This window comes from Exiguobacterium sp. UBA1053 (genome assembly GCF_002316465.1).
Classification (GTDB): domain Bacteria; phylum Bacillota; class Bacilli; order Exiguobacteriales; family Exiguobacteriaceae; genus Exiguobacterium_A; species Exiguobacterium_A abrahamii.
The window spans coordinates 42,196-62,861 of the sequence record NZ_DCDO01000011.1; the positions used below are offsets into that span (position 1 = coordinate 42,196).

The following is a 20,666-nucleotide window of genomic DNA, read 5'->3' on the forward strand; positions in this document are numbered from 1 at the left end:
CGACTACTCTGAGTAAAACCCTACTTACCACTTGTCTAAAAAAGGAGGCTCTCCTTCCATGAATAAAAACACTGCCCGTTTGGGTGAAGCACCTGTCAACCAGCTCTTACTTAGTCTCTCCTTGCCGGCAATGGTCGGGATGCTCGTCACGGCACTCTATAATATCGTCGATACGATTTTCGTCGCTCAAGGCATCGGTACGGCTGCCGTTGCCGCTGTCGGAATCGCTTTCCCCGTCCAGCTCGTGTTGATGGCAATCGCCAACTCGATTGGGATCGGGGGGGCTGCGATTGCGTCACAACGGCTTGGTCAAAAACAGACGGATGGTGCCAGTCGTGCTTATGCGAACGTCTTGATAGCGGTTTTCTTCATCAGTATGCTCGCCATCATCAGTGCTTTCATCTTCGTCGAACCGTTACTTCGTCTCTTTGGAGCGACAGATGAAATCATGCCGTATAGCATCGATTTCTTACGCGTCCTCTTGATCGGATCTCCTTTCTTCATGTTGACGATGGCGTCGAGTGCCATGTTACGCGCAGAAGGACGCGCGAACTATCAGATGCGCGTCATGCTGACGACGGTTGCCATCAACATCGTCCTGACACCTCTGTTCATCTTTGGTCTTGATTGGGGCATCCAAGGTGCTGCACTCGGGACAGTCGTTGCGCAAATCGTCGGTGCTGCACTTGTTTTCCGATTCTTCTTTACGAAACGTCGGCAAACGGGGTTAACACTCGATCGACATGCTTTCAAACCCGATTTCCGTTTAACGTTTCGGATGATGCAAATCGGATCATCGTCTTTCATCATGCAAGTCTCCCAATCGATTTTGTTCATCACCGTCAACCACATGCTCGTCCGGTACGGGGGTACGACAGAACTAGCGACGTTTGCGGTCATCAATAAGTTTATGGCGCTTGTCGGTATGCCAATCATGGGGATCGTACAAGGGATGCAACCGATCGTTGGGTATAATTTCGGTTCTCGGCAATTTAGCCGGATGTCGCTTGCCATCAAGCTCGCAATCCGTTACGGCTTATCGTTATCAATCAGCTTGTGGTTACTGATTCAACTGTTCCCCCGTTTTTGGGTCGGCTTGTTCACGGAAGAAGCCGCACTGCTGCAGGAAGGCTCGAGTGCGATGCGCATCTTATTCGCTCTATCGTTCGTCTACGGGATTCAAATGATTGTCAACGGGATGTATCAATCGCTCGCCAAAGCAAAAGTCGCTTTATTCTTGTCCTTGTCACGCCAAACGTTATACACGATTCCACTCGTTCTGATTTTGCCCCTGTTCTTCGGTGTCAATGGTGTCTGGTTCGCTTTCCCGATCGCTGATGCGATGGCTGTCTTGACGGCCCTTGTCTTCGCCTATAAAGATCGCGTTCTATTATTTAAACCGGAGGAGTACGTCGCAGAGGAACAAAAAGTCGCCACCGCGAAGTGACTGGAATGGATCTAAGATCGTCTGCCTTGCAGATGGTCTTTTTTAATGGACTTCTATAATACGAACATGTATTCTGTTACTAGTGAATGACAGAAAGGAGCCTGCTGCATGTATACATTAGCGATTGACTTTGAAACGGCAAATCGGAATAGCCGAAGCATTTGTGCGTTTGGTTGGTCCGTTCTTTCCAACGGTCGCGTCACGGAGAGTAAACAGGTCTTAATCAATCCAGAAGAGAACTTCGATGCCGGAAACATCCGGGTCCATGGAATTCGTCCGAGTGATGTCTTCGATGCACCGACGTTACCTGAAGCGATGGAAGCACATGGCTTATACGATTTAATCGCAGGTGCTCAACTGGTCGTTGCCCACAATGCATCATTTGATATGGGGGCGCTCCAGAAAGCGATTCAAAAATACGATATGTACCAGATGCCCGCTTTCACCTACGGCTGCACGGTCAAGTTATCCCGAAAACTGTATCCGTGGTTGCCGAATCATCGATTGAATACGATGGCTGAATTCCTCAGCGTCTCTTTCCAGCACCATGACGCGAAAGAGGATGCCTACGTCTGTGCCTTGCTCTTAAACGATATGTTGGAACGAACGAATCTACAGGATCCGGTCACCTTGCATACGTTTTGTGGCGTTCGGATGGGACAGGTTGCCTATTAATAAACAAAAAAATTGTAGACAACAGGGCTGACTCCAAAAAATGACGCATCTTTTCACGCCCTTTCCTCAGGCGAGACACAAGCCAGTTTTCCCGCTCTATTCGAGCAGAAAACGGGTCTCGTTTGTCTCTGACAGCGCATAAATGCGCTTTTTCCTGTAGGAGTGGCGTGTAACGCGTTATTCTTTTTTATCTAGAAGAAGGATCCGAGAAGCGTTTTGTTCACTCGACATCGCTTCCTAGGGAAAAACAAGCAAGAGCGACCCTGCAGCGAAGCGGCGCGATGCTTGTTCCAGGAAAACGATGCGAGACGAACAAAAAAGCGCAATCCTTCTCGTTAGAGAAAAATTGCACTTTACCTTCAGTCTCAAAGCACTCTAGACACGAAATCTAGAGTGCTTTTTGATGCTGTTCTATTATTTGCTTGTTTGTTTGATCGGGAACCAGCCTGGACGACTTGTGATGCCTGCCCATAATGCATCTGGAACGACGAGTTCTGCTTGTGCTTCTGGATCAAGTTCTGTCCGGATTGACGCAAGGTCACCCGCTTCGACTTTCTCAACCCATTTCGGTTCCATGATCAGTTCACGACCGAGGGCGATCATTGGAACGACAGCCAAACCTTGTTCGACTTCGTCCGCTGTGTGCAGCGATCCAACACCGATGACAGGTACTTGTTCGCCAACACGTTCTTGGACGAGCGTGATTGGTGATGTCGTTGCATTTTCGTCACGAATTGAACCTGCGAAGAAGTCCATCACGGAAACGTGCAAGTAATCGAGGTCTTTTTTCGCCAGCTCATCGACCAGTCGCATCGTATCATCGAGTGTGATTCCTGGATTTTCGATCTCTTCTGGAGAGAAACGGTATCCAACGATGAACGAAGGATCCTGTTTCGCGACGGCCTCGACTGCATCTACGACTGCTAATGGGAAGGCGAGACGTTTTTCTAAACTGCCGCCCCATTTATCTTCACGACGGTTTGAGTGTGGTGAGAAGAATTGTTGGATCAAGTACGTGTTCGCACCATGAATCTCAACACCGTCAAATCCAGCTTCCATCGCACGACGTGTCGCCTGACCGAATGCTTCAATGATTGCTTCAACTTCTTCCGCCTCTAGCGCACGAGGTGTCATTGCCCCTTCACGTACGGGTGCGACAGCACTTGCACTGACTGTTTGCCCACCGACGAGTTCTGGTGGTGCCATACGACCAGCGTGGAAGATTTGTAAGATCGCTTTTGCGCCTTTATCTTGAATCGTTTTTGCGAGTCGCTTCAGACTTGGAACGAGATCGTCACGATGCGCACCGAACTCATTCGGGAATCCTTGACCGTCTGCTGTGACGTTCGCACATGCTGTAATGACCGCACTGACGCCACCTGAACGTTCTGCATAGTACGCGAGTTCCGCATCCGATACTTCGCCGTTCTCTTGTGCCGCATAGTTCGTCATCGGTGCCATCAAGACGCGGTTTTTCAGCGTCACACCGTTTGGTAATGTAAATGGTTCAAACATTGCTTGAGTTGCCATGAGTGAAGTGCCTCCTCTAATTTCTTGAATTGAATATCGACAGTATACGCTCGTCTTCCTCTGAATAGCTACTGATGTGCTTACGTGATGTGTCACTTGCGGATCGCTTTACGACGACCACCCGGCCACCACCAGTTCCAGTGACCAAATAGTTTCATCAGTGCGGGGACGAGTAACATCCGGACGATCGTAGCATCAATAAATATCGCAAGCGCGATACCGACGCCAAGTTGTTTAATTGGACTGACGCCCGTGAAGGCAAACGCTCCAGTGACGACGATCATGATCAAGGCAGCAGACGTAATGATTTTACTCGTCTTCGCAAGCCCCATCTCGGTCGCGTAATCGTTATCGCCTGTCTCGTCATAATATTCTTCCATTCGCGAGACGAGGAACACTTCATAATCCATCGATAAACCAAAGACGAGTGAGAAGATGAAGACCGGTGTCAGAATGCCGATCGTCTCCTGCGGAAGAACTGCGCCGGACTCGAACAAGATGACGAGTAATCCGAATGTCGCTCCTAGACTAAGCAAATTCATCAAAATCGCCTTGATTGGGATCAAGATGGACCGGAACGCAATCAGCAGAATGATGAATGTTGCCAAGACGACGACACCGACTGCCAGTGGGAGTTTCGATTCAATGGCATCATAAATTTCCTGATTGAAGGCTGCCGGTCCCCCGACAAGATAACCGTCCGCTTGCATCTTTCGCACCCAGTCTTGCGAAGCAGCATCGCCGGGATCTCCTTTTAAGTTAACATCAATTCGTGCTTGGTCGTTCTCTGATAGAAATGCCGTCAAAGCTTCGCGCCCGGCCGGAACAGCGACTAACTGCTCGAGCGGCACTTGTTGCTGTTCGGCAATCGTTGCGGCGGATACGACGGAACGTACATCGGGATCCGACTCGAGTCGAATCGTCACGTCTTCGATTTTTTCTCGTCCCACCTCTGAGGAAGCATCAGCAGATAAAATGAGGACGGCGTCCGTTCCATCGTTTCCGAATGTTTTTTCCCACGACTCAAAGGCGAGACGCGACGGATACGATTCCGGTAAAGCGGTCGCTTGCGGAATGTTCAACGTCAAATCACGTAACGGCAATAAACAAGGTAACAACAGCAATAAGGACAAAATCGTGACTGCGACCGGGCGCTTCATGACGAAACGAGCGAGGCGACGCCAACGATCTTCACTACGACCTGCTCGCTGCCGGAAGAGTCGTCCTTTCTCTAACACCTTCCCGAAAACGATCAATAGTGCCGGTAGTAACGTTAATGCACTGACGACTGCCCCTAGGACCGAAACGAGCGTCCCGATCGCAACAGCGCGGAAGACATCCACATCAATCAGCAATAGCCCGGCAAGTCCGACGAATACACAGATTCCGGAAAATAAAATTGAACGCCCTGCCGTCTCGACCGAACGGATCGCCGCCTTCCGAATATCTTGTCCGTCCTGCCGTTCTTCGCGAAATCGATTGACGTATAACAGCGAAAAATCAATTCCGAGCGCCAGCGAAATCATCGCGACCGCATTCAAGACGAAGATCGATAACTCTTGTTGTCCGGCGACAAAATAAAGAACACCGGCACCAAAGACAAAAGTGACGAGTCCCATGATCAACGGTAGGATGGCGGCAACCGGAGTACCGAAAACGAGTAGCAAGACGATCAACGCTGCTGGAATTCCAATCAACTCAGCCCGGATGAGATCATTTTTCGACGCTGTATTCAAATCATCGACGACGACTGGTTCACCCGTTAGTCGAATCGTTCCGGTATCATCCAGTTGACGTGTGACCGCAGCTGCCCATTTCGCATCAAGTGTCGGTACCCCGACCGTCACGTATCCCTTATCGTCCCGAATCGCTCGCGGATTTTCAACAGGACCAGTGACGTTCCCGACACCTTTGATATCACGGAAGCGCTCGACATGTTCCACCATCGTTTGTTGTAGATTCTCTTGATTTTCAAATAGAACGATGATCGTATGCGGATCCTGACCGAAGTCTTGATCGAGTACTGTCTCGACGCGTTGAAAATCACCGTCACGCGTAAATCCGTTTCCTTCTAGCCGATCGGGTAGTTGATAAGCGAAATATCCAAGCACGACGAGCAGGATTGCCCAAACAATCAACACTCCTCGAAAATACGTACTCATCAGATGACCAAGCCGTTGCATGATGCGTCCCCTTTCTGTATAAACGTACAAAAAACATCCTTCTTGCCGAAAAGCGAAAAGGATGTTTCATTACGTCTTTTGAAAAATTTGAACCCATGTGTTGCCGAATGTCGCCGATGTCGATACGATCGCAAGACGTCGCGCCTCTTCATCGAGTAACACACTTTTGAGTAAAACGGAGGAATGACATCCCTCGAACTTATATTTCAGCTGACTCTTCTCATACAAGTAAAAACGAGATGAATCGGTGATCGAAAACAATTGGTGCCGGTGATCAACGAGCGAATACTCCGCGTAATCTGAAAAAGGAATGATCGATTCCTGATTCGTCGCAGCGTCCCAAATCACATACCGTTCTTTTAGATCATCATAGGAGATGATCGTCGTAGGTGCGATGAAACGTTCGAACGTCAAACGTGTATCATATCCTCGCTCAATCAAGCGTCCGAACAACGGTGCCTCTTCATAGTTTGAGTACCGCCAGTCCCCTGTTTGAACGTTCACGCAGACAACATCCGTTTCTGCCGTATATAGGAAGATCTCATCGTCTTGCCACAAGAATAAATTACTGAACCACGCTTCGGAAAAAGCAGCGGGTCGCTTGATATACTCTAAATGCCCTTGCTCTAAATCCAATAAACCAAAATAAGCTGACTCTTCAAATACGATGAACAATCGCCCACCGCCTGGCTCAATGTACCAGGAGAATGGAACATACGCACATGCTGTTTCCCATAGTGGTCTTAAATCCGCATCACATTTCATAAATCCGTGGCGATCTCGAAAAAGAAGCAAATCCTCCCCGATTCGATCGAACAGTGAGACGGATTCATGGAGTAACAGCTCTGCAGCAGGTTTATACATATGCATCACTTCCTACTTCATACGGTATCAACCTTCTCAGTTTCTCGCTACTATTGATGCGCTCGACTTGCACCTCCTGTTATACTAACTTCATGGAAAAGGAGGACGAACACCATGAAACCTTTACAATTATCAGCAGAGACGGCTGTCGAACTCGCAAAACGTCTGAACGTACCACTTGAACAACTGATGCATATGCCGCGCCATATCTTGATTCAAAAGCTCGTCGAACTCGAGCAGGAACAAACGAAAACGGAATCTGATTCGTCTAGCGAATCGGAATCTTGAGTAAAAAGCCTCTTTTCCAATGATGGAAGGAGGCTTTAATCTTCGCTTAAGATTGTGGATGATAGTCTGATTTACCGTAACGGAAGACATTGATGATTGCTTTCCCATCACTCGGATAACCGTTTGGATGATCGATCGGGAAGAGTGAGAAAAAGACGAAATAAAACGAGAAATACGCAAATTGATACGTAAAGATCGATGCCTCGAACACACCGGCATAAATGAGACTATTTACGACTAAGATACTCACTAAGTTCGCGATCGATCCACCAGCGTAGACCATGATATTAGCAAACTTCGTTTCGTGACGTAGTGCCTCATACTGACACCATCCATCCCAAAAATAAACACGATTCAGTCGAATCGGACCAACACGAAGCAATGATTTGCCTGAACCAATATTGATTTCCATGTTTCCACCGAATAATCGGGCGAAAAAGTAATGCCCCATCTCATGAATCAATGTCACGACAGGCAGCAGCAAAAAGAACGATAAAAAGAATTTCCATAAATCACCGAAACCGAACATACAACGTACACCCTCTCACTTCAAAACAACATCTTAAATACTACATATGAATTTTCCCGAAAGATGTATCTTCAAACAATGTTTCGATGATTTTCGCAAGTCAATTGCATGACAGACTGACATCGGACTGTCATCCACGTAAAAAAGGACGAAGCCATCTTGCGCTCCGTCCTTCTTGATTTAATCGGTTTTCTTACGACGTTTGTTCGCTGCGTACAACAATCCGATAATCGTCAATGCTGCACCACCTGCCACCGCATACTTCTTGTAGTCCGCTTTTCGTTCGGCGATGACCGTCGTCGTCAATGCTGGAACGACTAACTGTTTCTCTTCGTGCAGTCGTGGTGCGTGCAACTTAACGGCACCCGACTCCACTAACACCTCGAATTCACCGTTTGGCAATTCAATCGTGATATCCTCTTCCGTCGCATTATGATAGACACGCTGCCGTTCGACGTATCCTTCATAGGTGCGCTTCAGTTCAAAGGCAATGACACCTTCCCCTTCTTCAAGGAAACGCAGATGTTTTTTGATCATCGCTGCGTTTGCGAGACGGAACATCGGATACTGACGACGAAGGGCAATCAATCCTTTGACGTACTCGACGGCCGGACGCTCTGTTTCTGCCCGTTCATAATCGAGACGATTGACGACCTCTCCGGCATTGAAGCTGTCACGAATACCGTCCTTCGTCCGGAAAAACTCTTGTCCGGCATGAAGGAACGGAATCCCTTGTCCCGTCAAGATGATCGCATTCGCGAGCATTTGCCGTTTCCGACGAGTCTCTTCCGTATCCTCTGGGCGAGACACCGTTAATTTATCCCAAATCGTCAAATCATCGTGAGCTTCGACATACGAGACGACCTGATTCGGCTCATCAGCAAATCCTTGCGAAGAGACGTTGCCGGCGATTCCCCGTTTGACTTCACTCGTCCGGTCGAATGCGCCACTGATGAAACCGCGGTCTTCCGGCGTTTGGACGTCGCCTTTGACCCCGTCCCGTAAACCGTTATTGAAATGAGCGATTCCTGGCATCTTCGGTGCGTTGAAATAGTTCGCTTTTTCTTCCGGATCAAGTGGCGTATCGAGATCCCAGCCTTCACCGATGATCAGAATCGATGGATCGATCCGATCAAGTGCATGACGTACCTGATTCATCGTCTCGACATCATGCAGTCCCATCAAATCGAATCGGAAACCATCCAGATGGTACTCTTTCGCCCAGTACGTCACACAATCGAGAATGAACTTCCGCATCATCAGACGTTCAGATGCGGTATCATTCCCACAGAAACTACCGTTTGACAAGCTACCATCCGCCTCTTGACGATAGAAGTAGCCAGGAACGAATTGACCGAGCGGAACCGTTGCTGCATCATACGTATGATTGAAGACGACGTCCATGATGACACGAATCCCGCGGTCATGTAACGCTTGTACTAATTGCTTTAACTCAAGGATCCGCGTTCGTGGATCATCTGGATTCGACGAGTATGAACCTTCCGGCGCAAAGTAGTTCACCGGGTCATACCCCCAGTTATAGTTATCCGGGTCGTTCGGCGCTGTCTCATTGACTGAGCCAAAATCATAGATCGGCAGCAACTGGACATGTGTCACACCGAGATTCGCTAAATAATCAAGTCCTGTTAATCCGCCATTTGGTGTCCGTGTCCCTGCTTCCGTCAGCCCAGCGAACGTACCACGTGCGACGACACCACTAGCCGGATGACTCGTTGCATCGCGTACATGTAATTCATACACAACTGCGTCTTGCGAAGAATGGAACAGTGGGCGTTCTTCGATCCATCGTTCGGGTGTCACACTTGTCGGGTCAATCAACGCACCGCGTTTCCCGTTCGTTCCGACGGCTTTCGCATACGGATCGACCGCCTCGACCTTTTGTCCGTTGATGCTCGCTTGAAACGTATAGAAATAACCTTCATATGCCGCTCGATCGAGTTCAACGACGTACGTTCCCCGTTCGCCTGCCACCATCTCGACCTCTTCGACTTTTCGTGCGCGTAGTGTCTTGTAGAGACGAATCACGACACGTTCTGCCGTCGGCGCCCACAAGCGCACGCGAATTGCTGTCTCTGAGAAGGTCGCTCCTAAATCATTTCCACTATAGGCAAATCGCTCATCCAGTTCTTGCGGTGTGAGCGTCAACATGTCTGCTGTTTGTTTCAAAGCTAAGCACCCCTTTCATTTCATGGTTTTTATTATAACAAAATTTCAAAGCAGTGGACGCTTCCGGTATTCCTCTCTAAAATAGAGAGTGGAATGAAAGGGGAGATTAACATGGCAGCAAAAGATAATTCATTTGATATCGTGTCACAAATCAACATCGAGGAAGTCAAGAATGCAGTTCAGATCGCACTGAAGGAAATCACGAACCGCTTCGACTTCAAAGGTTCAAAGAGCGACATGAAGCTCGAAAAAGAGGATTTGATTCTAATTTCAGATGACGATTTCAAACTCGATCAAGTCAAAGATGTCTTAACAGCAAAATTGATCAAGCGCGAAGTCCCGACCAAAAACCTGCAGTACGAAAAAGTCGAACAGGCTGCTGGCAATACGGTTCGCCAACGCGTCATCCTTAAGAGCGGGATTGATCGTGACGATGCGAAAAAGATCAACAATGCCGTCAAGGAATCGAAATTAAAAGTGAAGACACAGATCCAAGATGATCAAATCCGCGTCACAGGTAAATCACGTGACGACTTGCAACAAGTCATGCAAATCGTTCGTGAGCTTCCGTTATCGGTCGACGTTCAATTCATTAACTTCCGTTAATCTACTCGCGTCAAATCGGCTGAACGTTCTTGTTCAGTCCATCAAACAAAAAAGGGAGGTGCTTTCTGGATCGTATCCAAGAAGCACCTCCCTTCATTTATAGTGTTGCTTATTGCGCTGTGTAACCACCATCGAGAACGACAGCTTGACCCGTGACACCTGCTGCTTTGTCACTTGCAAGGAAAATAGCGTAATCCGCGATTTCTTTGACTTGGAGTAACCGTTGTTGCGGGACAAGTGGGTAGATGACTTCTTCTAATACACGTTCGAGTGGTACATTCCGTGTTTCAGCGAGCGAAGACAATTGGTTTTGGACGAGTGGTGTATCGACATATCCTGGGCAAATCGCGTTGACCGTGATACCTGAAGTTGCTCCTTCTAATGCTGCGACTTTCGTTAAACCGATGACGCCGTGTTTCGCACTGTTATAAGCAGCTTTCCCTGCAAAACCAATCAATCCGTTGATCGATGACATGTTCAAGATTCGTCCAGAGCCTTGTTTTTTCATGATCGGGAAGACATATTTCGTATAAAGGAATGGTGCACGAAGCATGATGCTTTGAAGCAAGTCGAATTTCTCAGTCGAGAACTCTTCGATTGGTGAGACGTGTTGCATTCCCGCGTTGTTGATGACGATATCAATCGTTCCGTAGTGTGCGACAGTCTGTTCGATACTTGATTTGATTGCCTCTTCATTCGTCACGTCACCTGCGACGGCAAACGCATCGAAGCCTTTTTCACGAAGTGTTTCAGCAGAGCGTTTTGCAGCTTCTTCCTGAAGATCGACGATGACGACCTTCGCACCTTCTTGAGCGAATTCTTCAGCGATCTCAAGACCGATTCCGCTTGCTGCTCCTGTAATTAACGCGACTTTTCCTTCGAGTTGTTTCATCATGATGGATTCCTTCTTTCTTTATCTTTACGTGTTCGGTCTCTTTACTGTACGCTGATTGAAAGAATAATAAAAATGAATACTTGTTATGACATCTATAACTCAAAAGAATAGGAGAATACTGATGGATTTCCGCCAACTGGAATACTTTACGGAAGTGGCACGCTTCAAAAGCTTCACTCGTGCCGCTGAACATCTCCACGTCACGCAACCGACGCTTAGTAAAATGGTCCGTCACTTAGAAGAAGAACTTGAAGTGGATTTGTTCGACCGGAGCAAACGACAAATCGTCCTGACGGATGCCGGCGAGACCTTATTGATTGAAGGTGAAAAGATTCTGCGACAGTTATCTGATCTGCCTTCTCATCTCTATGATGTCATGCATCTGACGAAGGGAACGATTCGTCTCGGCGTACCCCCACTAATTGGTTCGCTGTTTTTCCCGGGTCTACTGCGTCGCTTCGAAGAGATGTATCCGATGATTCAAATCGAATTAATCGAAGCCGGTGGACATGCGTTAGAAAAAGCGGTCGTCGCCGGTGAAGTCGATTTGATCGCAACGGTGCTGCCTTCGGATGAGCATTTAACGACACACCCCTTCATTGAAGAAGAACTCCATTTATTCTTACCGAGTGATCATCCACTCGCTGATCGGTCGATGATTGCGTTAGAAGAAGTTTCCGACATGCCGTTCGTCTTGTTCAACGAAACGTTCTCGCTACACGATGTTGTCTTGAACGCCTGCCAAGATGCCGGATTTATGCCTAACGTGTCTCGGGTGAGCTCGCAGTGGGACTTCTTATGTTTACTTGTCGCAGAAGGAAATGCCGTGACCGTCCTTCCGCGTTCGATCGCGGATCGCTTTTCGATTCGTGGCGTCAAAACGATTCCGCTTGAAACACGTGTCCCGTGGCACTTAGGAATCGCCGTTCCGACCGGTCGCTACCAATCGTATGTGACGCGGAAGTGGATTCAATTCGTTAGCGATATGTATTCCAAATAAGCATACCTTTCATAAAAACCATGTATTTGTAGCATGGTATTTCTTCCTTTACGATAAGAACATCGTTAAAAAAGAAAGGAAGTCCTTTACCATGGCAACTCATTTTGAATCACGTCACGAAACAGGCGTTAAAAAACTCAGCGAATTCACAGACGCAAACGCTGCACAATCGACGCATGACAAAATCTCTGAATCCCTGAAAGATATCGCTCCAGCAGTCGGTGAGTGGATCACGGATTTCGCATACGGTGAAGTTTACAGCCGCGATGGTCTCGTCAACCGTGACCGCGCAATCGTTACGATTGCTTCTCTCGTCACACAAGGTACAGAACCACAGCTTGCTCTCCACATCAATACTGGATTGACAGCTGGTTTAACAGGAAACGAAATCGTCGAAGCTATCATGCATCTTGTTCCTTACACTGGATTCCCACGTGTCTTGAACGCACTTGAAGTCGCAAAAGTCGTCTTTGCAGAACGTGGCGTCACAGTCGAAACAGAATAAGATCCGTACGACTTAATTGAAAAAAGATGGGCATGACGCATTTTCGGGTATCTCCTTAACAAAGGAGTGGTCGATCATGCGTTATGCCCTTTTTGCGGATCTTCATAGCTCATTAGCCGACACAGCGGCTGTCCTAGCTGACATACGGCGGCTCGCTCCCGATGCGCATTTGTTTTGTCTCGGTGATGTTCATGAATGCCATGTCGGTAAAAAGCGAGCGAAGCGCTATTCTTTCGAATCGCTCTCCCTCGTCGTGACGCTCGATGATGATTTTTTAAAGCTGATTGATTTTAAGACGTTACTTGGTAATCAAGAAGAGCGCATCCTGTCGCTCGTTCCACCACATCTATCTCCTGTCATCGATGCATTACGCGATTGCCCTCGAAAACAACGGATCGAGGGGGCGTTATTGATTCATGGAGATCAACTCAGTTGGTCGCGGGATTTTCTACCCGACCTGTCACAACAACGCGAACCGTTACTCTTTTTTGGTCATAGTCATATCAGAGGTTTGTTTCGAAATGGTATCGCCAAACCGAGCCCACTAGGTCAAACTTTATCCATCAAAGGAGGACGGTATGCCGTCAATCTAGGTCCCGTCATGTTCGAACGAGAATGGTGTCTTTACGATTCAGAGCAACAAACGATTGTGTTCTATCAGGCGAAGTAAGAAGATACGACAAAAGCCGTCGGGCACAGGGCTCGACGGCTTTTGTTCGTGTATCTTATTGATCAGAGATAACGGACAAGCGATGCCTTAACGACATCCACTTGTGTGAAGTTCGTCTCTTCCGCGAATGTTTCGATGACTTGACGGACATCCCCTTGACGACGTACGAAGCTCGTCGGGACTGGTGTCGTACCGACAAGTTGCTCATGCAGACTCGTCAATCGATGATCATCGATGATCGTCGTCATCAAATCAAGGAACAAGAGAACATGCAGACGGTTCAAATAATCCCACGGCTTGTCTTCCGAACGGAATTCATTACGAGCGAGCCATTTTTTCAATCCGATCGCATCGATTTGACTCAACGTCTCTGTCGTACGTGCCGACTTCCAAAGCGTCAACAGTTCACCCAGTTTTTTCCGTGTCTGTTTCTTACGCATGAAGAATTCAAAATTGTCTTTCGTCCGTAATGCGTCTCCTTCAATCGGAGCAATCAAATCGGCTTCCGGTGCCGTCACGAAATCGTGAACGAAATCGACAGACTCTCCCGGTAACCAAGCAGCGACTTTCCCGTGAAAATCAGCCATGAAGGCGACCGTTTCTGCCAAAGGCTCCTGCTTCATCTGTGAAGCAGCTTGCTGTAATCGTTCTTTCGTCTCAGTCTTCATAATCTACCTCTTCTTATTCGTGGATTGGTCTTACATTTCTTCTGGAGCGCCGACACCAAGCAAACGAAGACCCTCTGTCAAGACGATCGTGACCGACTTGACGAGTGCAAGACGCGATTGTTTTGCTGCGTCATCTTCGAGAACACGGACGTGTCCGTAGTATTTATTGAAGCTTTGTGCAAGATCTAAGACGTAACGGCTGATGATTGATGGCTCACGACGTGTGAACGCGCGATCGATGACCGTCGAGAATTGGTTCAGCATCGAGACGACACCCCATGCATGATCATCGGCACTACCAGCGAATGGTGTGCCATCATAGCCACCTTTACGGAGCAACGAGTGCGCACGGGCATTCGTGTACTGGACATACGGTCCTGTTTCGCCTTCGAATTTCAACATCTGCTCAAGATCGAACTCGATGTTGTTCATCCGTTCGTTCTTCAAGTCGTGGAAGATGACGGCGCCGACACCGACTTGACGAGCCGTTGCTTCGGCATTCGCTAAGTTCGGATTTTTTTCCGCGATGTTTTGCTTCGCGACGTCGATCGCTTCTTGTAGTACTTCTTCAAGTAAGACGATCCGACCTTTACGCGTCGACATTTTCTTTCCGTCCTTCATGATCAGACCGAACGGCACATGGTGCATTCCGTCGACGTTCTCAAATCCAAGTTTCTTCAAGACTGCGAACAATTGCTTGAAGTGAAGCGCTTGTTCCCCACCGACGACGTAGAACGCTTGCTCAAAGCGGTACGTTTCGAGACGATAGACAGCAGCTGCTAAGTCACGTGTCGCATAAAGCGTTGCGCCATCTTTCTTTTTAATCAAGGCAGGTGGCATACCTTCTGCTTCGAGGTCGACGACCATTGCCCCTTCTGATTCGACGAGGAGATCTTTTTCTTCGAGCAAATCGATGACGTGTTGCATCTTATCGTTGTAGAAGGCTTCTCCGTTCAAACTATCGAATTTAACACCGAGCATCTCATAGACACGGTTGAACTCAACGAGTGAGACTTCACGGAACCACGTCCAAAGCGTCGTCGCCTGCTCATCACCTTGTTCGAGTTTTTTGAACCAGAGACGTCCTTCGTCCTCAAGTGCCGGATTTGTTTCCGCTTCTTCGTGGAACCGGACGTATAATTTCAACAATTCCTTGATTGGTTCTGCACGGACCGCTTCTTCCTCACCCCACATCGTGTAGGCCACCATCAATTTCCCGAACTGTGTTCCCCAGTCCCCTAAGTGGTTGACACCGACGACGTCATACCCTTTTTTACGTGAGATTTGGTTGAGCGCGTTCCCGATGACCGTCGAACGCAAGTGCCCCATCGAGAATGGTTTCGCGATGTTTGGTGATGAAAAATCAGTGACGATCGTTTTTCCATTCGCTTCACTTGATCCGAACGCCTCTTGCTCCGTCAGGACTTGGTTGACGATTTCTTGCGAGACGACTTCCCGGTTCAAGAAGACGTTGATGTAAGGACCAACAGCTTGAACGTTCGAGAACAACGGCGCGTCGATTTTTTCTGCGAGCTCCGAAGCAATCATGTTCGGTGCTTTACGGAATGCTTTCGCGAGCATGAAACATGGGAATGCCAGATCTCCATGATCTTCATGTTTCGGTTGCTCGATCAGTTGTTCGATTTGTTCAACCGATAAGGCACCTTCCATGACTTGATGTAATACTTCTGCATACTGCGCTTTATAACTCATCTTTATTTCCTCCTGCTTCACTGATTTTTTGGCAATAAAAAACGCCCCTTGCGCCACGCGCAAAGAGACGGAATGACCGCGGTACCACTCTTCTTGGTGTCATTTCGACACCCACCTTGTTCGGGGATAACGGGGTTCCCCCGGCTACGCCTTTTCCATCAGGAATCGGGCAGCGTCTCAGAAGTGCGCTTCACGACCGGTTCGTCCTCAGGCTTCCACCATTCCCTGATTCGCTAGTTGACGAATATCAACCGTTACTCTCTTCATCATCGACTGTATTCGATATCTTTCACATTATACGCAATTCTTTCTTTTCTCTCAACCTTATTTTTTTGGTAAATTTCTTATCAAAATTTCCACAATTCGGGTATAGGAATAAAAGATACTTCTCAGGGGGAGGGATGTTTCATGCGCTACTACCAACATGTAGCCCGGACGAGCTGGATCGTCTTCGGTCTCGTCGCCTTGACATTATTAGTGATCGGCATCGTTCATCCACCAACCTTCCATCCTTCCGTCTCCATCGTCAACACTCTTTATTTATTCGGACTTGTGCTCCTGTTTCAGTTCGATAATGTCCGTCGTGGTGGCATTTACTATACATTCCAAGAAGGCATCATCTTATTTTTATTCCTCAATTACGGTTTAACGTACGCCTTGATTTTAAGCCAAGTCGGTATTCTCGTCTTTCAATTCATGTCTCATCGAAAAGCGATTCGTTGGAAACGTTTCGTTTATCTCTACCCGATCAACGCCTTGTTCGATTTAATCTACATCTCGCTTCCGGTCTTTGCGTATTATGCGCTCAGCGGACCAATCGGCTCAAACTTTACGTATACGAAAGCCTTGATTCCTTTCATCGGCTTTTTGATCACCGTCTTCCTTGTCTCTTACTTCCAATGTCTATTCGTCAATCGCTTCCTCTACTTGAAATACGATTGGCAACGTCTCGTAAAGCTTCAGTCCCTCGTCTACGGAATCAGCATGTTAAGTGCTTTACTTGGAATCTGGTTCTACGATGAAAGTCCGCTCGTCGCGGCTACAGTTTCCGCTTTGATTCTCTTTTTGTTCAAACGTCTGTTGCAAGAGCGTGGTGACTCCCTTGAAGCAAACGATAATGCCAAGCGATTTGATGATGCGAAGGAACACTTGTTGATTTCTCGCTTCGAGCGCGAGACGATCGATTCGTTGCTCCTCGATTTACCACATCTGTTGCCGTTTTCTGAAGGTTGGATCTCGATTCAACAACAGCGGAAACAAGTCATCTATAACATCCGGACGAAACAACCAATCGACGTGTTACCACTGTTTCATTCCTTGTCAGCCGACGATTTGCATACCCCAATCATCTATGGTCTTCGTTGTGACTGGGGAAACGATATTCAGATCGGATTGCCTGTCGATCGTCACTCGATGCTAGCGATTCCTTCGATTACGAGCGGAGAGGTCGATGTTTCGATCATCCTATTCCATCAAGTCGCAGACGCCTATGATGCGACAAATGCCGACGAATTATCTCGTTTGCTCCGTATCTTTTGTCGCGTCTTAGAACGCTCACGTGAAACGGTCCAACTCTATACGGAAAGTCGGACCGATGCCTTGACCGAATTACCGAATAGTCGTGCTTTTTATGAACACGGTCGGCAGGAATTTGCCGCTGACTGCTATCCGCTCTCCGTGATCCTGTTCGATATCGATCATTTCAAACGTGTCAATGATACGTACGGTCATAAAGTGGGCGATCTCGTCCTTCGTGAACTCGGTCGACGTATCCAGGCGATTCAATTGCAATATGATGATGTCTTTGCTGCTCGTTATGGCGGGGAGGAATTCGTGCTTCTGTTGCGAAATGGTAGTCAAGAGGCTGCTATCCAGATTGCCGAGACGGTCCGCCATGCGGTCATGGATCGTCCCTTCCTCGTCGATGGTCACCGACTGTCCTTAACGGTCAGCCTCGGAATTGATACAGTGGAGGAAAGATATCAACGAACGTTCGAAGAATCACTCCGTCAAGCCGACCATGCACTCTATGTCGGCGGAAAACACAACGGACGCAATTGTACCGCGCATTACGCAAATCTTTGAAAGGTCGTGACTCTATTGTCGATTACGGAAATTGAAATGACGCTACCGACATCACAAGCTCACCGGACGATTCGGATTCATCGTCCGCCCCATTTAGATCCTTCTGAAGCGTTACCGGTGATTTATATGCACGATGGACAAAACGTCTTCAGTGGAGAAACCGCCTCGTTCGGAAAAGGCTGGGAGATTCATCTTGCGCTACAACAAACACAGATTCCAGCAATGGTCGTCGCGATCGACAGTCCAGAAGACGGCATGGACCGTTACGACGACTACGCTCCTTGGAGTGATGAAGCTTTATTGATGCGGACTGCCTATCCTTCACATCGGTCGTCGATCGGGGGAAACGGTAAGGTCTACATGGACTGGATCATCCGCGAGCTAAAACCATACATTGATACCAACTACGCGACACGCCCTGACGATACGACGATGATTGGCAGCTCGATGGGTGGCGTCATCTCGCTCTATGGATTGTTCGCGTATCCGGAAGTCATCACGCGTGTCGCTGCCCTGTCGACTGCCGGATGGGCAAACTTCTCCTCACTCCTTGAATTCATCGAGCGCAGTCCATCGCTGTCTACTGCCCATCGCTGTTATATGGATGTCGGGACAAAAGAAGTGAGTGGTCCGATGACCGAAACGGATTATTTACACACAAATGACGTCTTAGCACGTGCGGTCGAACAGAAACTTACTCAAAGTCGCTATACGATCATCCCGGAAGCGATTCATCATGAAACGGCCTGGGCCGAGCGTTTACCGGATGTTTTGCGTTACTTGTTTCCTTCCTCGTGAATACACAAAAAGCCGGGCGATTTCTACTAAAGAAATCCTCCGGCTTTTTACGCGTGCCTTATACTAATTCTTCTTGTTGCTCTTTTTCATAACGGTTGCGCGGATGCTCCCGGCATTCATCGGAACACGAACGCATGACTTTTGGTTCGCATTCTTCACAGCAGAAGTGCTGTCGATTGCATTCCGGGTTTGCACAATTAACGTAGCGCGTCTCCGGTTTTCCACAGTAGTAACATTCTGAGACGACAGAAGGATTGACGGCATTGACAGGAACTTGTACACGCTCATCAAAGACGTATAGTTCGCCTTCCCAGTCTTCTCCTTGCGTCTGTTCATCTTTTCCATACATGACGACTCCGCCTTTTAGGTGGAAGATATCATCACTCTGTTGCCGTTTACGGAAGTACGCCGTGAATTTTTCACAACGAACACCACCCGTACAGTATGTGAGAACCTTTTTTCCTTCAAACAAATGCTCGTTTTCGTCAAGCCACTCCGGGAATTCCCGTGAAGCCTCGACATCGACTTTTACAGCATTCTTGAAGTGTCCGAGGTCGTATTCATAGTTGTTGCGTACATCGAGAATGACGACATCATCTTGTTTCATCATTTCTTTCCACTCTGCTGGTTCAAGATACGCAGCGTGTTCTTCTGGTACGTTGAATTCATCCTCAAAACGCCATGTGACGAGTTCTTTTTTGTAACGGACGAACGTCTTTTTGAAGGCGTGCCCTTCGACTTCATCGATTTTAAATTCGATGTCAGCGAATCGTGGATCTGCCGTCAAGTCCTTCATGTATTGTTCCGTTTGTTCGACCGTTCCAGAGAGTGTGCCGTTGATTCCTTCTGGTGCGATCAAAATCCGACCTTTAATACCGAGCTCTTTACAGTAAGCAAGATGCTCTTTCGTTAGCTGTTCCGCATTTTCGATCGGAACATACTTATAAAATAATAGTACGCGATAAGGTTTCATATTCCTCATTAGCCCCCATGTCAGTTTTTTGCAGTAAAACGAACGTTGGCAAACGAAGCGTCTAGCTATTGACTAGCTGGGAACGCCTGCAAAACGCACCCATTTAAGTATAATACCAACTCCCTTTCGAATGTACAATCTACAATTCCTGAATCCCTTTCAAGGAATTTCATTCCCTTTCTGAATCAGAAAGATGTAAAATAAAACACAGTAGTACATCTCGCAAGGAGGATTCCGAATGCTCCATACACTTCGTGACTGGATCGAGCAGATGATTTTCTTTCTCCAAGACTTACCTGGAGGAGCTGCCACCGGTTTGATTGCCCCGTTTCTTGAGTCTCTATTTCCTTTCCTGCCACTCGTCCTGATCATTTCCGCGAATGCGGCAACCTATGGTTTTGGTATGGGTGTTCTCGTATCATGGGTCGGGAGCATGCTTGGATCACTCGTCGTCTTCGCTTGTATTCGATATCTATTTCGTCGTCCGGTTACGCGTTGGCTTGAAAAACACCATGCCGCACAACAGTGGATCGAACGTGTTCGTCACATGAGTCCCATCTCACTCGGATTCTTTTTCTCGCTTCCGTTCATGCCTGCGTTCATCATCACGTCCATTTCCGCCATGATTCAACTATCGCTGCGGACGTATTTGATCGCTGCTGGTGCCGGTCGTCTGATCGTCGTCATCATCTTCTCGCTAATCGGAAAGGAATGGTCCACGTTCCTTGAACGTCCGATGCGTCTTGTCCTTCTATTTTTGATTTTACTCGTCATCTGGGGAGTCAGTCGCGGTACGGAAGAATGGCTGAAGCGTCGTGCGCTCTCAAAACGTGCGGATCATTTACGGGAAATCGAAGATAAGATCGAACGTCCATCTGAAAAATGACTCAAGCCTGTCTATGCTTCCATAGGCAGGCTTTTTAAGTTGTTCTCATTTTCCGGGTACTAGGTCTTTTGAATCATTTTCCGACATAATTAATATATAAAAATAACGTTCAAACAATGTTCAATATTGCAAACGCTTACATTAAATTGGTATGACCAATATTA

At 47.8% G+C, this 20,666-nt stretch carries 19 protein-coding genes and 1 other annotated feature; of the genes, 10 read left to right on the forward strand and 9 right to left on the reverse strand.

The genetic code is table 11. The features are described from left to right. Positions 1–58 precede the first annotated feature (58 nt). Positions 59–1,447 carry an MATE family efflux transporter gene (locus B3G15_RS07120; protein ID WP_290719419.1) on the forward strand — a complete coding sequence of 463 codons (1,389 nt, stop codon included), beginning with the start codon at positions 59–61 and terminating at the stop codon, positions 1,445–1,447. A gap of 108 nt (positions 1,448–1,555) precedes the next feature. Beyond that, on the forward strand, positions 1,556–2,122 hold the full coding sequence (locus tag B3G15_RS07125; RefSeq protein ID WP_050678452.1) for a 3'-5' exonuclease: 567 nt from the start codon (positions 1,556–1,558) through the stop codon (positions 2,120–2,122). A gap of 414 nt (positions 2,123–2,536) precedes the next feature. Here B3G15_RS07125 and B3G15_RS07130 read toward each other — a convergent pair whose 3' ends face one another. From B3G15_RS07130 to B3G15_RS07140, 3 genes are all read right to left on the reverse strand, one after another. Then, positions 2,537–3,652, reverse strand: coding sequence for an NADH-dependent flavin oxidoreductase (locus tag B3G15_RS07130; protein ID WP_023469665.1), 1,116 nt, complete (start codon positions 3,650–3,652; stop codon positions 2,537–2,539). Between the two features lie 92 nt (positions 3,653–3,744). Next, positions 3,745–5,835: an MMPL family transporter gene (locus B3G15_RS07135; RefSeq protein WP_058265685.1), complete on the reverse strand. Its 2,091-nt coding sequence runs from the start codon at positions 5,833–5,835 to the stop codon at positions 3,745–3,747. A gap of 69 nt (positions 5,836–5,904) precedes the next feature. Then, positions 5,905–6,699 (reverse strand): hypothetical protein, encoded by a 795-nt coding sequence (locus B3G15_RS07140; protein ID WP_290719422.1) that lies wholly within the window; start codon positions 6,697–6,699, stop codon positions 5,905–5,907. Positions 6,700–6,813: 114 nt separating this feature from the next. Between B3G15_RS07140 and B3G15_RS07145 the strand changes: the two genes are divergently transcribed. Then, positions 6,814–6,987: a YycC family protein gene (locus B3G15_RS07145; protein ID WP_214806186.1), complete on the forward strand. Its 174-nt coding sequence runs from the start codon at positions 6,814–6,816 to the stop codon at positions 6,985–6,987. A gap of 46 nt (positions 6,988–7,033) precedes the next feature. Here B3G15_RS07145 and B3G15_RS07150 read toward each other — a convergent pair whose 3' ends face one another. Both B3G15_RS07150 and pulA read right to left on the reverse strand, forming a co-directional pair. Next, a complete protein-coding gene (locus B3G15_RS07150; RefSeq protein WP_290719425.1) occupies positions 7,034–7,516 on the reverse strand; it encodes a site-2 protease family protein in 483 nt (160 codons plus the stop codon). Positions 7,517–7,696: 180 nt separating this feature from the next. Further along, positions 7,697–9,703, reverse strand: a complete 2,007-nt coding sequence (gene pulA / locus B3G15_RS07155) for a type I pullulanase (RefSeq protein ID WP_290719427.1) — start codon at positions 9,701–9,703, stop codon at positions 7,697–7,699. 111 nt (positions 9,704–9,814) lie between these two features. On the opposite strand from pulA, the gene B3G15_RS07160 reads away from it, so the two are divergent. Further along, positions 9,815–10,309 carry a YajQ family cyclic di-GMP-binding protein gene (locus B3G15_RS07160; RefSeq protein WP_023469671.1) on the forward strand — a complete coding sequence of 165 codons (495 nt, stop codon included), beginning with the start codon at positions 9,815–9,817 and terminating at the stop codon, positions 10,307–10,309. 109 nt (positions 10,310–10,418) lie between these two features. Here the strand turns inward: B3G15_RS07160 and B3G15_RS07165 are convergent, their stop codons facing one another. Further along, on the reverse strand, positions 10,419–11,204 hold the full coding sequence (locus B3G15_RS07165; protein WP_029342884.1) for a 3-hydroxybutyrate dehydrogenase: 786 nt from the start codon (positions 11,202–11,204) through the stop codon (positions 10,419–10,421). A gap of 121 nt (positions 11,205–11,325) precedes the next feature. Between B3G15_RS07165 and B3G15_RS07170 the strand changes: the two genes are divergently transcribed. From B3G15_RS07170 to B3G15_RS07180, 3 genes are all read left to right on the forward strand, one after another. Beyond that, entirely contained in the window at positions 11,326–12,204 is an 879-nt protein-coding gene (locus B3G15_RS07170; protein ID WP_290719430.1) for a LysR family transcriptional regulator, read from the forward strand. 91 nt (positions 12,205–12,295) lie between these two features. Beyond that, complete coding sequence (locus B3G15_RS07175; protein WP_023469674.1) at positions 12,296–12,709, forward strand: carboxymuconolactone decarboxylase family protein; 414 nt, start codon at positions 12,296–12,298, stop codon at positions 12,707–12,709. A 76-nt stretch (positions 12,710–12,785) separates the two neighbouring features. Then, on the forward strand, positions 12,786–13,379 hold the full coding sequence (locus B3G15_RS07180; protein ID WP_290719432.1) for a metallophosphoesterase family protein: 594 nt from the start codon (positions 12,786–12,788) through the stop codon (positions 13,377–13,379). Positions 13,380–13,441: 62 nt separating this feature from the next. On the opposite strand, the gene B3G15_RS07185 is transcribed toward B3G15_RS07180, so the two are convergent. After that, positions 13,442–14,047 carry a hypothetical protein gene (locus tag B3G15_RS07185; protein WP_050678446.1) on the reverse strand — a complete coding sequence of 202 codons (606 nt, stop codon included), beginning with the start codon at positions 14,045–14,047 and terminating at the stop codon, positions 13,442–13,444. Positions 14,048–14,077: 30 nt separating this feature from the next. Then, positions 14,078–15,760, reverse strand: a complete 1,683-nt coding sequence (gene argS, locus B3G15_RS07190; protein WP_058265680.1) for an arginine--tRNA ligase — start codon at positions 15,758–15,760, stop codon at positions 14,078–14,080. 60 nt (positions 15,761–15,820) lie between these two features. Then, positions 15,821–16,039, reverse strand: a binding site (T-box leader). A 129-nt stretch (positions 16,040–16,168) separates the two neighbouring features. Between argS and B3G15_RS07195 the strand changes: the two genes are divergently transcribed. Then, positions 16,169–17,845 carry a GGDEF domain-containing protein gene (locus tag B3G15_RS07195; protein WP_290719437.1) on the forward strand — a complete coding sequence of 559 codons (1,677 nt, stop codon included), beginning with the start codon at positions 16,169–16,171 and terminating at the stop codon, positions 17,843–17,845. Positions 17,846–17,860: 15 nt separating this feature from the next. Continuing rightward, on the forward strand, positions 17,861–18,643 hold the full coding sequence (locus B3G15_RS07200) for an alpha/beta hydrolase (protein WP_290719439.1): 783 nt from the start codon (positions 17,861–17,863) through the stop codon (positions 18,641–18,643). Positions 18,644–18,701: 58 nt separating this feature from the next. On the opposite strand, the gene B3G15_RS07205 is transcribed toward B3G15_RS07200, so the two are convergent. Beyond that, entirely contained in the window at positions 18,702–19,616 is a 915-nt protein-coding gene (locus B3G15_RS07205) for a rhodanese-related sulfurtransferase (RefSeq protein WP_290719442.1), read from the reverse strand. A gap of 238 nt (positions 19,617–19,854) precedes the next feature. On the opposite strand from B3G15_RS07205, the gene B3G15_RS07210 reads away from it, so the two are divergent. Next, complete coding sequence (locus tag B3G15_RS07210) at positions 19,855–20,502, forward strand: TVP38/TMEM64 family protein (RefSeq protein ID WP_290719445.1); 648 nt, start codon at positions 19,855–19,857, stop codon at positions 20,500–20,502. Positions 20,503–20,666: the final 164 nt, after the last annotated feature.

Bases quoted from the DNA above. Each gene is read 5' to 3' on its own strand.
- B3G15_RS07120 (WP_290719419.1), top strand. From the start codon at position 59: ATGAATAAAAACACTGCCCGTTTGGGTGAAGCACCTGTCAACCAGCTC.
- B3G15_RS07125 (WP_050678452.1), top strand. From the start codon at position 1,556: ATGTATACATTAGCGATTGACTTTGAAACGGCAAATCGGAATAGCCGA.
- B3G15_RS07130 (WP_023469665.1), bottom strand. From the start codon at position 3,652: ATGGCAACTCAAGCAATGTTTGAACCATTTACATTACCAAACGGTGTG.
- B3G15_RS07135 (WP_058265685.1), bottom strand. From the start codon at position 5,835: ATGCAACGGCTTGGTCATCTGATGAGTACGTATTTTCGAGGAGTGTTG.
- B3G15_RS07140 (WP_290719422.1), bottom strand. From the start codon at position 6,699: ATGTATAAACCTGCTGCAGAGCTGTTACTCCATGAATCCGTCTCACTG.
- B3G15_RS07145 (WP_214806186.1), top strand. From the start codon at position 6,814: ATGAAACCTTTACAATTATCAGCAGAGACGGCTGTCGAACTCGCAAAA.
- B3G15_RS07150 (WP_290719425.1), bottom strand. From the start codon at position 7,516: ATGTTCGGTTTCGGTGATTTATGGAAATTCTTTTTATCGTTCTTTTTG.
- B3G15_RS07160 (WP_023469671.1), top strand. From the start codon at position 9,815: ATGGCAGCAAAAGATAATTCATTTGATATCGTGTCACAAATCAACATC.
- B3G15_RS07165 (WP_029342884.1), bottom strand. From the start codon at position 11,204: ATGATGAAACAACTCGAAGGAAAAGTCGCGTTAATTACAGGAGCAGCA.
- B3G15_RS07170 (WP_290719430.1), top strand. From the start codon at position 11,326: ATGGATTTCCGCCAACTGGAATACTTTACGGAAGTGGCACGCTTCAAA.
- B3G15_RS07175 (WP_023469674.1), top strand. From the start codon at position 12,296: ATGGCAACTCATTTTGAATCACGTCACGAAACAGGCGTTAAAAAACTC.
- B3G15_RS07180 (WP_290719432.1), top strand. From the start codon at position 12,786: ATGCGTTATGCCCTTTTTGCGGATCTTCATAGCTCATTAGCCGACACA.
- B3G15_RS07185 (WP_050678446.1), bottom strand. From the start codon at position 14,047: ATGAAGACTGAGACGAAAGAACGATTACAGCAAGCTGCTTCACAGATG.
- argS (WP_058265680.1), bottom strand. From the start codon at position 15,760: ATGAGTTATAAAGCGCAGTATGCAGAAGTATTACATCAAGTCATGGAA.
- B3G15_RS07195 (WP_290719437.1), top strand. From the start codon at position 16,169: ATGCGCTACTACCAACATGTAGCCCGGACGAGCTGGATCGTCTTCGGT.
- B3G15_RS07205 (WP_290719442.1), bottom strand. From the start codon at position 19,616: ATGAAACCTTATCGCGTACTATTATTTTATAAGTATGTTCCGATCGAA.
- B3G15_RS07210 (WP_290719445.1), top strand. From the start codon at position 19,855: ATGCTCCATACACTTCGTGACTGGATCGAGCAGATGATTTTCTTTCTC.